The sequence below is a fragment of the Ascidiimonas meishanensis genome, assembly GCF_037782385.1.
Taxonomy (GTDB): domain Bacteria; phylum Bacteroidota; class Bacteroidia; order Flavobacteriales; family Flavobacteriaceae; genus Ascidiimonas; species Ascidiimonas meishanensis.
In genome coordinates, this window is record NZ_JBBEXD010000001.1 from 584,734 (window position 1) to 599,418 (window position 14,685).

Annotated in this window: 14 protein-coding genes; 6 read left to right on the plus strand and 8 right to left on the minus strand. The window is 33.9% G+C overall.

The window, feature by feature from the left end:
• The first annotated feature begins 83 nt into the window (after nt 1-83).
• From WBG07_RS02455 to WBG07_RS02470, 4 genes are read left to right on the plus strand one after another with little or no spacing between them, the layout of a single operon-like run.
• Complete coding sequence (locus tag WBG07_RS02455) at nt 84-641, plus strand: RNA polymerase sigma factor (protein WP_340198894.1); 558 nt, start codon at nt 84-86, stop codon at nt 639-641.
• A complete protein-coding gene (locus tag WBG07_RS02460; RefSeq protein ID WP_340198895.1) occupies nt 632-1,195 on the plus strand; it encodes a hypothetical protein in 564 nt (187 codons plus the stop codon). The genes WBG07_RS02455 and WBG07_RS02460 overlap by 10 nt, the downstream gene beginning before the upstream one ends.
• Nucleotides 1,176-2,252, plus strand: a complete 1,077-nt coding sequence (locus WBG07_RS02465; protein WP_340198896.1) for a hypothetical protein — start codon at nt 1,176-1,178, stop codon at nt 2,250-2,252. The genes WBG07_RS02460 and WBG07_RS02465 overlap by 20 nt, the downstream gene beginning before the upstream one ends.
• A gap of 26 nt (nt 2,253-2,278) precedes the next feature.
• The gene (locus tag WBG07_RS02470) at nt 2,279-3,007 is read left to right on the plus strand and encodes a head GIN domain-containing protein (protein WP_340198897.1); all 729 of its coding nucleotides are present in this window, start codon (nt 2,279-2,281) and stop codon (nt 3,005-3,007) included.
• Nucleotides 3,008-3,059: 52 nt separating this feature from the next.
• On the opposite strand, the gene WBG07_RS02475 is transcribed toward WBG07_RS02470, so the two are convergent.
• The gene (locus WBG07_RS02475) at nt 3,060-4,586 is read right to left on the minus strand and encodes a polyamine aminopropyltransferase (protein ID WP_340198898.1); all 1,527 of its coding nucleotides are present in this window, start codon (nt 4,584-4,586) and stop codon (nt 3,060-3,062) included.
• A gap of 46 nt (nt 4,587-4,632) precedes the next feature.
• On the opposite strand from WBG07_RS02475, the gene WBG07_RS02480 reads away from it, so the two are divergent.
• Both WBG07_RS02480 and WBG07_RS02485 read left to right on the plus strand, forming a co-directional pair.
• Nucleotides 4,633-5,196, plus strand: coding sequence for a hypothetical protein (locus WBG07_RS02480; protein WP_340198899.1), 564 nt, complete (start codon nt 4,633-4,635; stop codon nt 5,194-5,196).
• Nucleotides 5,159-6,337, plus strand: a complete 1,179-nt coding sequence (locus WBG07_RS02485) for a glutathionylspermidine synthase family protein (RefSeq protein WP_340198900.1) — start codon at nt 5,159-5,161, stop codon at nt 6,335-6,337. The genes WBG07_RS02480 and WBG07_RS02485 overlap by 38 nt, the downstream gene beginning before the upstream one ends.
• An 18-nt stretch (nt 6,338-6,355) precedes the next feature.
• Here the strand turns inward: WBG07_RS02485 and speD are convergent, their stop codons facing one another.
• The 7 genes from speD to glgB all read right to left on the minus strand — a co-directional run bounded on the left by speD (nt 6,356) and on the right by glgB (nt 14,685).
• A complete protein-coding gene (speD, locus tag WBG07_RS02490; protein ID WP_340198901.1) occupies nt 6,356-6,715 on the minus strand; it encodes an adenosylmethionine decarboxylase in 360 nt (119 codons plus the stop codon).
• A 30-nt stretch (nt 6,716-6,745) separates the two neighbouring features.
• Nucleotides 6,746-7,273 (minus strand): hypothetical protein, encoded by a 528-nt coding sequence (locus tag WBG07_RS02495; RefSeq protein WP_340198902.1) that lies wholly within the window; start codon nt 7,271-7,273, stop codon nt 6,746-6,748.
• A gap of 145 nt (nt 7,274-7,418) precedes the next feature.
• On the minus strand, nt 7,419-7,928 hold the full coding sequence (locus WBG07_RS02500) for a DUF6252 domain-containing protein (protein WP_340198903.1): 510 nt from the start codon (nt 7,926-7,928) through the stop codon (nt 7,419-7,421).
• Between the two features lie 138 nt (nt 7,929-8,066).
• Nucleotides 8,067-9,392 carry an MFS transporter gene (locus tag WBG07_RS02505; protein ID WP_340198904.1) on the minus strand — a complete coding sequence of 442 codons (1,326 nt, stop codon included), beginning with the start codon at nt 9,390-9,392 and terminating at the stop codon, nt 8,067-8,069.
• A 74-nt stretch (nt 9,393-9,466) separates the two neighbouring features.
• Complete coding sequence (locus WBG07_RS02510) at nt 9,467-10,282, minus strand: M48 family metallopeptidase (RefSeq protein ID WP_340198905.1); 816 nt, start codon at nt 10,280-10,282, stop codon at nt 9,467-9,469.
• 31 nt (nt 10,283-10,313) lie between these two features.
• Nucleotides 10,314-12,713 (minus strand): glycoside hydrolase family 31 protein, encoded by a 2,400-nt coding sequence (locus tag WBG07_RS02515; protein ID WP_340198906.1) that lies wholly within the window; start codon nt 12,711-12,713, stop codon nt 10,314-10,316.
• Nucleotides 12,714-12,777: 64 nt separating this feature from the next.
• A complete protein-coding gene (glgB, locus tag WBG07_RS02520) occupies nt 12,778-14,685 on the minus strand; it encodes a 1,4-alpha-glucan branching protein GlgB (RefSeq protein ID WP_340198907.1) in 1,908 nt (635 codons plus the stop codon).

Below are 14,685 nucleotides of genomic sequence, written 5' to 3' on the forward strand. Positions count from 1 at the left end.
GTTTTAAAAGATGTAAACTTTTTTTCAATCCAAAGTGTAACAATCTTAAAACGCTATCATCTTTTAATATAAATGAATACTTTTTGAGCCAAACAAAATTAGATATCAATCAACTATTGTCCTTATGCAAAAAAGGTGATCAACGTGCACAAATGGAAGTTTATAACCGTTATTACAAAGCCATGTATAATACCGCAATACGGATTGTTAAAGATCGCTTTGAAGCTGAGGACATTATGCAAGAATCATTTTTGAATGCTTTTATGAAACTGCACACTTTTAAAGGAGAGGTTAGTTTTGGTGCCTGGTTAAAGAGAATTGTTATTAATAACAGTATCTATCAGTACCAGAAAGCACGAAAAAAAAATGAGGTATCTATAAATGAAATAATGTACAGGGTCGAAGATTACAACGAGGATGTCTCAGACCATGTGTTTACAAATGTTCAGGCTCGAAAAGTTTTGGAAACCATGAATCTGTTAAAAGATAATTATCGAGTGTCTTTGACCTTACATTTAATTGAAGGATACGATTATCAGGAAATGTCTGAAATCATGAAAATTAGTTATGCAAATTGCCGGACTATGGTTTCCAGAGCTAAAGAAAGTTTACGAAAAAAATTAACCATATCATGTCTATGAAAAAAGATGCTATAGAAGAATTGTTTACCAGCTTAGAGCATACGTTTGATATAGCTGAACCAGAAAACGATCATCAGGCGCGTTTTATGGAAAAGTTACAAAAATCGGGTGTAAAACCGTTGCGTATAGCAAAGAAAAATAAAGCTTGGTATTGGAAGCCATTGAGTATAGCAGCATCCATTGCAATTTTGGTAGTATTTGGGTTAAAGCTAATTAACAACTCTGTACCAAACGTATCACCTGAAGTTGAAAAAACTCAATTTTACTTCGCTTCTTTATTGAATGAAGAAATTGAAAAACTAAATACCATAGCCGATGATGATACCAAAATTTTGGTAAACGATGTTATGCAACAGTTAACGAAACTTCAGGAAGACTACACATTATTGGAACAAGAACTGGTTAAACATGGTGACCATAAGAAAATACTATATGCCATGATCATTAATTTTCAAACTCGAATTAACCTCCTTCAGGAAGTAATCCATCAAATTGAAGAAGCAAAAAAATTAAAAACATCAAATACAAACTTTTATGAAAACTCTTCTATATAATTTATTCATCATTTTCTTATGCCTTCCCAACTCTATATTTGCAGGAAATGGGCATACAGGAAAGTACACCAAAGAAAAAAAGATCAAAAAAGAATATCAAGTTGATGCCAAAGCCATGTTAAAAATTGACAACAGCTACGGAAACCTCTATATGACTACTTGGAATGAGGATAGAGTAGTTATAGAGGTACACATCAAAACCAATGGTAATAACGAAGAAAAAGTTAAGAAAAAATTAGATGAAATTGACGTGATATTTGAAGCCAACAATTCAATGGTATCTGCTAAAACAGCTTTCTCTAAAAGTAAATGGAACTGGAACTGGGGTAAAAGTAATAATGTAAATATTGAGGTAAATTACACCATAAAATTACCTGCTTCTAATAGTGTGAATCTTTCAAATGATTACGGAGGTATTTATTTAGATAAATTAGAAGGAAAAGCTTCTATAAGTTGTGATTACGGAAAAATTGAAATAGGCCAACTCTTGTCAAGAGGTAATTTCTTAAAATTTGATTATACTTCAAAATCTTCTATAGATTTTGTAAAAGGTGCAACGATTCAAGCTGATTATTCGGGATATGTAATTGGAAAGGCAGAAAACCTTATTGTAAAAGCAGATTACACGAGTTCAAGAATTAAGGAGGTAAAAAACATTGAATATAAATGCGATTATGGATCTATAAGTGTAGACCAACTCACCAATATTCAAGGTAATGGGAGTTATTTAAAAACCGAATTGGGTATAGTGAATGGAAATGTTGATATAAACTCTGACTTTAGTTCCATTAAGATTGAAAAACTCACCAGAAATGCTGGAAATGTAGTTATCAGATCTGAATATGCCGGGATAAAGATTGGGTATGCCCCTGAATATTCCTTTAATTTTGAAGTCAAACTGGATTACGCTGGTCTAAAGAGCGATAGTCTTGAATTTACTACCAAGCGTTCTCAGAATAATCAAAAATATTACAAAGGTTTTCACGGAGCTGAAAACAGTAGTAATTTTGTTAAGATCAACTCTCAATATGGAGGTGTTAGCCTCAAACAAATTTAATTCATTTATCAAATAAACATAAACTTATGAAAAAATTAACCACACTCGTTCTTATTTTATTTTTAGGCACCTCCTTACATGCGCAATGGTGGGGAAATGATAAAGTTAAAGGAAATGGTAATGTAACCACAGAAACTAGAAACACAGGAGAATACGACGGTATTTCTTCTGCAGGATTCATGAATATTGTACTTGTTTCAGGAACTGAAGGAAACATAACGATAAAAGGAGAATCCAACCTACTTGAATATATTGAAACAGAAGTCTCGGGAAATAATTTGAATATTAAGGTAAAAAAGGGCTATAACTTAAAACCATCTTCAGGTAAGCAAGTGATCATTACCATACCTGTTAAGGGAATTTCAAAATTATCGCTCGCAGGATCTGGCACTATTATTTCAGAAACTACTTTGGAATCAGATGATTTCAAACTAAGTGTTGCCGGCTCAGGTAATCTTAAAACGTCTATTGAAGCAGACAATATTAAAGCTAGTGTGGCTGGTTCTGGAAACATCACCCTTTCTGGTAAGGCTGGTAATATGAAACTTAGTATTGCAGGGTCTGGAAACCTAAATGCTACTGAGATGAAAGTAACAAACATAAACGCTTCTATCGCAGGGTCTGGCAATGCAAAAATACATTGCGATGGTTCTATCAAAGCTAGAATTGCAGGCTCTGGAAACCTCAAATATTCTGGTAATCCAACATTAGAAGACACGAAGTCTGTGGGATCAGGAAAAGTGATTAAGATATAACACCCTCCATCATTCAATCAAAAAACGAAAAAAGCCTCTATTGAGGCTTTTTTTATGGAGCACTTGTTTCAAAATCCTTCTTCCATCTATTCCAATCTTCTAGATAATAGTTTAAAATAACAGGATTATCCAGTGTATTAACTAAAGTTTCTTTGAGAATGACATCTGTAGGCCATTCAAAAAGGTTTTCAAGCTGTGTCTGATTTAAATATTTTAAATTTTCTGGAAGTGACCTAAGCTGTTTTATGTTTGTACTAGATCTAAATGCCATATTAAATCCCCAATCTCCGAAAGAAGGAATATATACATGATAGGGTGTTACTTTATCAAAAACCTCATTCATTGTAGTATTGATGCAACTAAATACCGTATTTGAAAAATAAATTTCACCAGATTGGGTAACAAAGATACCATCAACTTTCATGTTACGTTTCACCATTAAAAAAAACTGTTTGCTGTAAAGCCTTGCAATACTTTCATTTGAAGGATCAGGTAAATCTGCTATTATTAAATCATATAAGTCTCTATTAGAATTTAAAAATGTAAATGCATCTTCTGTGATTAAATTTACTTTTTGGTGAAGCGCTGCATTTTTATTTATTTGCTTAAGGAGTATATTCTCTTTTGCCAGTTTAAACATTTCACCATCTATATCAACCACATCAATATATTCAATCCTATCGTCTTTTAGAGCCTCTCTGCTAGCTAAGTTTTCACCTCCACCTAAGATAAGAACTCTTCTAGGACTTTTATGATATACTAAAGGTGTATGCACTAATGATTCATGATACCGATGTTCATCTTTTGAAGAAAATTGGATAATCCTATTTAGATAAAGTCTGATATCATTATTTGGCGTTTTTGTAAGTACTATTTTTTGATATGGAGTTTGCACGTTTAACACAATAGGACTTTTATAAATTTTCTCGTCCCATATTTTTAATAATGAACCCGCAGATACTACTAATATTAATAAAGAAATCAAGGCAATAAATCCAGGTATAAGTTGTTTTTTTCGCTCTTTAAAAAAGCGTAAACTTAAAAGAAGCCCCAGAATAATATTTACAATACCGAAAAGCAAGGAAGAATAGAAAAGCCCTAAAAACGGCAATAAAATAAACGGAAAAATTAAGGTGGCAAGTAACCCGCCAATGTAATCTAAAGAAAGTATGTTTGACAGATCATCTTTCACTTCTTTTTCAGAAGACACAAAAGTTAGCAATGGTACCTCCATGCCTGTGAGGAGGCCAATTATAAAGATGATAAACAAGCAATAAAACTGCAGTGCAGTAGGACTCACATTTACAAAAAGGAAATATATTAGAGGTACCGAAATTCCACCAATAAAACCTAGCAAGTACTCAATATGTATAAAAAACAATAATGATCTTTTTTTGAAAAATTTAGAGATAAAGGCTCCAACACCCATTGAACAAAGGTATACACCTATAATAAGTGAAAACTGCTTTACTCCATTTCCTAAAAAATAAGTAGCAGCCGTACTAATGAGTAATTCATAAATAATAGAGCAAAGTCCCGCTGTAAATACAGCGATAGCCAGTAGAATTTTTTTTCTCATAAAATTTAACTATGTTTGAAACATAAACTAATTTTCACGGTCAAAGATGAACAAAAAAATTATTAACGCTCTTGAATTATCTAAAAAATTAGCGCTCGCTGGTTTATTTTCAAGCATGCTTGTTCTCAACAGTTGTTTTTCAGATAATGGGGAACCAAGAATCAAGGAATACGACGAAAAAACCGTTTATGAATCTACCAAAGGAATTATTACTGAGGTAGAAGAAATTGAACCTGGAAATGATTACCGCGTTCTTGATGAAAAAATAATTGATGATAAAAGTAAGTCTATAGCTATAGTACATGCGTTAGATGGAAGCATTGACACCTTATCTATTGCCAAGATTGAATCTGACAAACAAGAAAGTAATCGCCATCACTCTGCCTTACGTCCTATTCTTTATTATACACTTGCCTCTTCACTTTTTAGAAATAATTTAGGAAGCGTAGCTCCAAATTCCAAATATTATAAAACGCAAAGTGCATTTAATAAATCTACCGGGCTTAAAAACGACCTTCAGAGTACTGCAACAAGAAGGACAGTAAGAACACCTAAAGCGTCATCTTCAGGGTATGGAAAAGGGAAGTCTTTTAGGTCGTTTGGGGGATAATAGATTCCGTGAAATAAAAAAACTAAAAAAGAAAAATATTCCTCATTACCTTCATTGGTTTCTTAAAGAAGATTATTTTTCAGAAGAATTACTAGGTATTTACCGTCATGAAGTAGATCGGTTTAAAAATACGGCACAGGAGGCATTTACTATTTTTGAAAAAGCTACTGAAAAAATTATCTCTGAAAAAAGCTTAGACTTGCTAGGGATCCCATCTTTCTTTCATGAATGTATTTATCATTCTTGGGAAAATCGTGAGCACCATACATTTTTATATGGAAGATTTGATATCAATGGTGGCTTTGAAAAGAAAGGTGAAAAAGTCATAGAATTCAATGCAGACACTTGTAGTACATTACCTGAAACTCTTTATTGGCAACCGTTGCAATTTGCCCAGTTAAAGTCTGGTTCCAGCATGTTTAATCATTTAGAAAGTGCACTAGTAAATAAACTTACAAAGTTACATGCAAAATTAGGTATTGAAAATCCAGTTTTTTTAGGTTCTTCTTTTGGTTATGAAGAAGACAAAATGAACGTAAATCCCATTCTGGATCTAGCTTATCAAGCTGGGTTCAAGCCTTTTTATGAAGATTTAGAAAATGTAGTGTTTTCTGAAGAAGGTATTTTCTATAAGGTAGGTGAAGAATATCAAATAGTAGATGTTTGGTTTAAAATGATTCCGTGGGATTGGATGTTCAATGATGAACCGGAACTTGCTAAAATTGTAAGCGATTTAATAGTGAAAAATCTGGTTATTGTTTTGAATCCACCTTATACTTCTATTTGGCAGAACAAAAAATTCTTAGCATATATTACGAAGCACTTTCCTTCAGAATTCATAGCAAAAACGTATACGAATGAGCCATCATTAGGAGACTTTGTTAAAAAACCGGTATATGGGAGAATTGGAGAAAACATTCAAATTAAAGCCCTAGGTAAACGAACAGAAACAACGGGAGATTATGGGAAACAAGATTTTATCTTTCAAGATTATTGCCCGCTATTATTAGATCAAGAAAACTATTATTATCAACCTGGGGTCTTTTATATGGAAGAACCTGTTGCACTGAACCTAAGAACTCAAGATCAAAAAATAATGACAGATGATTGTGAATTTATGTCACATTTTATATTGATTTAGGATTCTGGTAAAATTATTTTATTTCACAGATGGCGTTGGTATCCTTCCGCGTTTCATAGAAGAAGTTTCAATCAGGTCTGCTCTAAATTTATCTAATAAATACGTTTTTAATTTAGAAATCTCAATTGGTTTACAAGAAAAAATATCTATTGCGGCAAATTTATGCTCTGGCCATGTATGAATACTTATATGACTTTCTTCCAGTAAAATAAAACCTGTGACACCAACAGGTTGAAATTGTTTAAATGCCGACTGTACTTTTGATAAGTTTAACTCATCTATAATCTCGTGAAGTAAACCATCAATAAAAGGAGTGAACGAAATAGTAGCTTCGTCACAACCATGAATATCCCAAATGTAGTGATAGCCAATACTCAAAATATTGTAAATTATTAATTAATATCAGCTTTACTCTCCTTCTTCAGGAATACTTTCATATAATTCAATAGGGTCTGTCAATTTAACTAAGATCGTATACAAATCTCCATCCTCTATCATAACAGTTTCAGGAAGTACCTCACGTGGACCATAATCCCACCTTACTGTATTGATAACGTCCTCTACAATTTCATAATTTCCTTCAATTTCCATTCCAAGATAATTAACGGTCTTTAAAGGAATAGAACTTTTATGCATGTTTTGATAAATGGTATTACCATAGAACTCCTCATACATCAAATATTTGGTTAGTGTAGGATTTACCATGTATACATTTTGAGTAAAATTGTATTTAATGACACTGTCATTTTCCAACTTTATCTGGTGCTCTCCCTTTCCCATTTCTACCCATACCACTTGTCTTGCTGGAACTTCTACCAAAAGAGAATCAACAGAAATCAACACGGCTTCATTTGTAGGATTATCAATAGCCAAATCTACTTTTGAGGAACAAGAAACCACCAAGCAGATAGCGAGTAAAATCAGGACTTTTTTCATGAAATATAATTTATGGAACTGCAATATACAAATTAAATTTTTTCTTCAAAATAATAAGTAAATAAGCCGTATATAAAATTCCAACGACTTTATAATTGTATAAAATCATTGAAATTTCTATTCGAATAAGAGTAACTCTTTTACACTAATAAGATACGTCAATAAAAGAGCCGTCTTCAAGTACTATAGGTCTGTACTCTTGATCGTAAGCCGTAAAATGAAAAGTACCTGAAATTTTTCGATTCTCAAGATCCAGCTTGGTAATCTTAATTTCACCCCAGTTTCCTTCAATACCATTTGTAAGGTATCCTTTGTTTTCTGTATTAAGTAAAAAACCAGCAATATTGCCTTCAGGATTTTCCGAGGAATCTCCCAGATTCAATGTACCTTCACCTAATAGCTTGAATGTCAGGAAGACTGAACGGTTTGAAGAGGTCTCTGTACCTACGATATTTACAAAGTCACCCTCTGCATTTACCGCAACCTCATCTGGTTGAAAATTTTGCCGATTCACTTGAACTTCAATAAAGTTCTCATCGGCGGTAATAATTTGTTCGTTTGAGTCTCCGATATTATCAGAATCACTGGAACAAGAATACATAAAAACAGCAATTTGGGATATGCAGCATAGTAGGAATAATCTTGATAGTTTCATATTCCTATTTTAAGTTAAACGAATATAGACTTTAACATTCAACTAGCATTACCAAGATCGACAAAGTACCAAAAGAATCGTTAAAATACATGGTTAAAAAAGCAAAAAAAAATTACCTTTTTTAGCAATTCTATTCAACTATTCAATCTTAGAAGGGATGGTTTCATTTTTTCTTGGAACAAATAATAAAAGTATAAATCCTCCAACAAAAAAAACAACTATTGCTAGAATAGAAGAACGCATACTTCCTGTAATCTGAGCAATAAACCCATATACAACCATCCCGATCACAATCCCAATTTTTTCAGCTACATCATAAAAACTAAAGAAAGAGGCAGTATCTTCTGTTTGGGGTAGAAACTTAGAGTAGGTAGACCTACTTAGAGATTGCACTCCTCCCATTACCATACCCACAAAAGCAGCAGTTATATAGAATTCATTGGGAGTAGTTACAAAATACGCTACAATACAAATTACAATCCAAATTAGATTAATCACCAGTAAAGTCTTTATATTTCCAAACCTTCCTGAAGCCTTTGCAGTAAGCCATGCGCCCAATACTGCTACAATTTGAATTAACAGGATACTTATGATAAGGCCAGAAGTTCTTTGATCTGCACTCCCCCATTCTAATTCTTCTTCTCCAAAATAAGTAGCAATTAACATCACAGTCTGTACTCCCATACTGTAAACAAAGAAAGCTATCAAATACCGCTTTAATCGCAAAGAATCATTTAATTTATTGAAAACAACAGAGAGTTCTCTAAAACCATTAAGCATAATTTTGCGAGTGACTTTCTTAACTTCATGTGTTCCGGTTGGCAAATAATAAAAACTATACTGACTGAAACCAATCCACCATACACCCGTTAAAATGAATGCTAATCTAGTAGGAGTTCCAGCACCTTCAAAACCGAACCATTCATACTTTAAAATCATGGCAAGGTTTATTAACAACAAAAGAACGCTTCCAATATAGCCCATTGAATACCCTTTGGCACTCACCTTATCTTGTTGCTCTGGAAATGCAATATCAGGAAGGTAAGAATTATAAAAAACCAGACTCCCCCAAAAACCAACAAGGGCTAAGAAATAACAAAAAAGACTCAAGTAAATATGCTCTAAAGAAAACCAATAGAGAGCAATACAGGACAAAGCCCCTAGGTAACAAAAAAATTTCATGAAAACTTTTTTATTACCAACATAATCTGCTATTCCAGATAAAAGGGGCGATAATACCGAAACCACTAAGAAAGCAAAAGCGGTGACATAACTTATAAGGGGAGCTCTTGCTATCATCCCTCCGAATACTTCTATTTTCTCTATCTGCGCTTCTCTAAAAAGTGCCCCGTAGAATAACGGGAAAATAGCAGATGCGATTACGAGACTGTAGACGGAATTAGCCCAATCGTAAAACGCCCATGCATTAAGAAGTTTTTTACTTCCTTTAGTAAGTGTTGTCATAGTTTCTATTTAAAAAAAGCTGCTCAAAATGAACAGCTTTTAATTAATCTCTATAGAGTTAAATACTATCAATTTTATTTTTGAAACTTAGTCACTCCATACTTTTTAGCCTCTTCTACCGCTTTTGGTGCTAACTGTGCTAACTTATTGATACGGGTATCATTTGATGGATGTGTGCTTAGGAATTCTGGCGGCTGTTTACCTCCACTTTTTGCTTTCATCCGCTTCCAGAGTTCTGCGGCTTCATAAGGATTATACCCTGCTATTGCCATAATTTGAATTCCAATAGCATCTGCTTCAGATTCATGACTTCTACTAAAAGGCAACATACCTAATACATTAGAACCCACGCCATATGCAGTATTAAATAACTGTCTGTTTTCATCATCTTTATTCAAAGCAACATTTCCCGCCACTGCACCTAGCTGTTGTAGCGTTCCGGCACTCATGCGTTGTGCTCCATGATCTGCAAGAGCATGAGCTACTTCATGTCCTAAAACAACAGCTAAGCCCGTTTCGGTTTGCGTAATTGGCAGAATACCAGTGTATACCGCTATTTTACCTCCAGGCATTGCCCATGCATTTACCTGATCTGCTTTTATCAAATTGTATTCCCATCTGTAGTCTTTCAAATATGCAGGATACCCATTAGCGGTAAGCCATCTTTCAGCAGCACTTGCTATACGTTGTCCTACTTTTGTAACTAGCGTAGCTTCATTAGTTCCTTTAACCACTTTACTTTCATTCAATACCTGATCGTACTGTTGAAAAGCCATTGGAAATATCTGACTATTAGGATAGAAATTTAATGTCTTTTTTCCAGTAAACGGATTTGTTTTACAAGAAAGTACCAAGAAAAAAAAGGAAAATAAAATAACTGATCTCTTCATTTCATCTAATTTATTTGAAAATTACAAATTTTTAGGCTCCAATAATATGCAATTCAGTAAATTCTTTATCAATTTCTAGGGTATTATCCCCATTTATCTTGATGTCTTTAAACGGAATTTCTTCATTGTCATATTGAATTGCTTTTATTTTAAAAGGAAGTCCATGCATTTTCAAAGTGAATTTTTGATAAGGAGTTATATATTTACCAACTTTATGATGCTGAATAATTAATTCGTTTTCCTTACCAGTAAGTTTAAATGTTCTTAAACAATAACGCCCTTTTTTATAATCAAAACCATCATTAGAATCTTCATAAACAGAAGAAACCTCCTTGCCTCTTTTATAATAAACTTCTAGTGTGAGTTCATCTATTTCTTTTTCACCCACATACTGTTGAATTGGGTATTTGGGTATAATTGCTCCTTCTTTAACAAAAAGCGGCATACTGTCAATATCTGCTTCCACCCAGTGTTCTTTTCCACCAGAGATCAACTCATCATTCCAGTAGTTATACCAATTACCCTTGGGCAGGTACATTCTTCGTCCTTTTGAGTTGGGTTCTAGCACAGGACATACCAATATTTTTTCCCCAAAAATAAATTCATCTGTTCTATAATGTGTTTGAGTGTCTTCTTGATCGTAATATACTAGTGATTTAATAAGAGGCACTCCTTCTTCTGTATATCGCCAGAACATAGTGTATAAATAGGGAAGCAATTGATACCTTAACTCCACAAACTTACGAGTGATATCTATTACATCTTCTCCGAATGACCAAGGCTCTTGATCTCCATGATCTCCACTGGAATGCACTCTACAAAAAGGATGGAATACTCCTAACTGAATCCATCTTGCAAATAATTCTCCAGTAGGATGTTCTGCAAATCCTCCAATATCGGTTCCTGAAAAACTCATCCCACTCATACATAATCTTTGGACTTGTATGTTTGCTAACCATAGATGTTCCCAGGTGGCTACATTATCTCCGGTCCAAGTAGAACAAAAACGTTGTGCTCCAGCATAGGCAGATCTTGTAATAACAAAAGAACGTTTTGGAAAAGAAAACCTTTTAACACCTTCATAGGTTGCTCTTGCCATTTGAGTTCCATAAACATTATGCGCTTTTCTATGGCTACAAGGATTGCCATCATAATCATGACGCACATCTAAAGGAAATGTCTTTGTGGGCACTTCCATAACCGCAGGTTCATTCATATCTGTCCACACTGCTTTTACTCCAACCTCAGCAATGAGTTCTTTAAACAATCCGGCCCACCACTCGCGTACCTCTGGATTGGTGAAATCAGGAAAATTACATTCACCGGGCCAAACCTTTCCTCGCATAAATGGACCATCTGCTCTTTTACAGAAATAATCATTTTCAATGGCCTCATTGTATACGCTGTAGTCTTTATCTATTTTAATGCCCGGATCTATAATAACCACTGTTTTAAAACCATCATCTAACAGTTCTTTCACCATTTTTTTTGGATCTGGAAAATATTCTTTGTTCCAAGTAAAACAACGAAAACCTTCCATATAATCAATATCCAAATAAATAGCGTCACAAGGAATTTTTAATTCTCTAAACTTTGCAGTTATATCTTTAACTTTCTTCTCTGGATAATAACTCCATCTACTTTGATGATATCCCAATGCCCATAAAGGGGGAAGTTCTGGTTTTCCAGTTAAATCTGTGTAGCTTACTACCACCTCAGGTATAGATGGACCATAAAAGAAGTAATAATTCATTTCTCCTCCATCTGCCCAAAAACTAGTGATATTTCGTCTCTCATGACAGAAGTCAAAATGTGTTTTAAATGTGTTGTCAAAAAAAATTCCGTATGCTACTTTATGATGAAGTCCTACATAAAAAGGAATTGTTTTGTAAAGTGGCTCTTGCTCTTTTCCAAATGCATATTGATCTGTACACCAATTATGTACTCTTTTACCTTTTAAATTTACATGAGTTGCTTTATCGCCAAGACCGTAGAAGCTTTCTGCCTCTCCGCTCATTTTACTCATTTTAACAATATTACCTCCATACTCATAGTTTTCCTCCCAGTGAAAACCAGATTCGTCTTGATTAATCAGATTATCATCAAGATCGAAAATCGCAATCTTAAGATTTTCCTTTTGAACGGTCATTTTTATTTTAGAGGTAGTAATGGAGAATTGTGTTTTTTCTTCATTGACCTCTAAGTGGTTATATCCAAAATTAGCTTCTTGATCTATTGCGTAAGAAAAGTCTGGTTCAAAAAGATTCTCTGTAGCGTATCGAAAATGAATTGCACTATCTCTAAGTACTGTTATTTCTAAAATCACATTATTTTCTGTATAAAAATATATGCGATCTACTTCTTTTTTATAATTTACAATTTTTGAAGGATATAAATTTCCTTTAAACTCCAGCTCTGTATTGGTAATCATTTTTTTTTCTTTATTTCAATAGCCTACAAATGAAAGGCTTTTGATTTTAAAATGAAACAAATGTTTATAAAATTTCAAAAACAACTACTCCCATGGGTGGAAGCATAATTTCAGTGGAATGCTCTCGAAACTGCCAAGTCTTTTTCTTAGAAGCAATTTGTTTCTTATTGCTTACACCACTTCCTCCATACTTTTTAAAATCACTATTGAATATTTGATTAAGCGTACATTTAGCAGGCAAGCCAATTTTATAATCTTCTCTCACTACGGGAGTTAGATTACAAACGATTAATAAATTTTCCTTGTCATCATTTCCTTTTCTCAAGTAAGAAAGCACAGAATTTTGAGCATCATTATGATCTATCCACTCAAAACCGTCTGCATCAAATTGCTTCTCATAAAGTGCAGGATAGTTTTTATAGAGTTTATTTAAGTCTGTTATTAGCTTTTTAATACCTGCATGGTAGTCGTATTGAAGTAGATGCCAATCAAGACTTTCTTCAAAGTTCCATTCGTTAGATTGCCCAAACTCTGCTCCCATAAATAATAATTTGGCTCCCGGATGCGTAAACATATAGCTGTACATAGCCCGAAGATTGGCAAAACGTTGCCATTCATCTCCTGGCATACGACCTAAAATGGACATTTTACCGTGAACAACCTCATCATGCGATAAGGGAAGCATAAAATTTTCTGTAAAAGTGTACGTCATACTAAAGGTGATATCATTTTGATGATGCCTGCGATAGATGGGTTCTTTTTTAAAATATTCCAACGTATCATGCATCCATCCCATCATCCATTTCATACCAAATCCTAATCCGCCTAAATACACTGGTCTTGAGACCATAGGGAAAGCAGTTGATTCTTCAGCAATGGTTTGAACACCCTTGAAGTTCTTATAGACCTCTTCGTTCAACTCTCTAAAAAATGAAATCACTTCTAAATTTTCTCGACCTCCATAAATATTAGGTTCCCAATCTCCGTCTTCTCTTGAATAATCTAAGTATAGCATAGAAGCTACTGCATCAACTCTCAATCCATCAGCATGATATTGATCTAACCAAAAAATTGCATTACTAATTAAAAATGAGCGTACTTCGTTTCGTCCATAATTAAATATCAAACTCTTCCAATCTGGATGATACCCTCTTCTTCTATCTGGATGTTCATATAGATGAGTTCCATCAAAAAGACCTAGTCCATGGGCGTCTTCAGGAAAATGAGAAGGCACCCAATCTAGAATTACACCTATATCGTTTTGATGAAGTTTATCTACCAAAACCATAAATTCTTCTGGTGTACCAAATCGTGAAGTTGGTGCAAAATAACCGGTTAGTTGATATCCCCATGAAGGATCATAAGGGTATTCCATAATAGGCATAAACTCTACATGAGTAAATCCTGTCTCTTTAACGTATGCTACAAGTTCATCTGCCAATTCCAGATACGTAAGACTTCTGTTTTCTTCTAATTTTTTCCTCCAAGATCCAATATGCACTTCATAAACAGAATAAGGCGCGTTGAGACTATTTTTTTTCTCTCTTTGGCTCATCCACTTTTTATCGCTCCAATCATAATTTAAGCTCCACACTACAGATGCGGTGCTAGGAGGCTGTTCACAATAACGTGCAAATGGATCTGCCTTTTCTGTTTTAATATCGTTATGAGATGAGTGTATTTTATACTTATATAAAGTACCTTGCTCAATACCCGGTATAAAACCTTCCCAGATACCGCTAGAATCCCAGCGTACGTTTAGCAAATGTTCTCCTTCTAACCAATAGTTAAAATCTCCTATTACGGATACACTTTTAGCAGAAGGTGCCCAGACTGCAAAATAGGTTCCCTTTACTCCATCTATTTCAATAACATGAGAGCCTAATTTTTCATAAAGGCGATAATGTTTTCCTGCCTTAAATAAAGCAATATCGAAATCAGTGAATAAACTGTGTACTTGTACATTACTCAT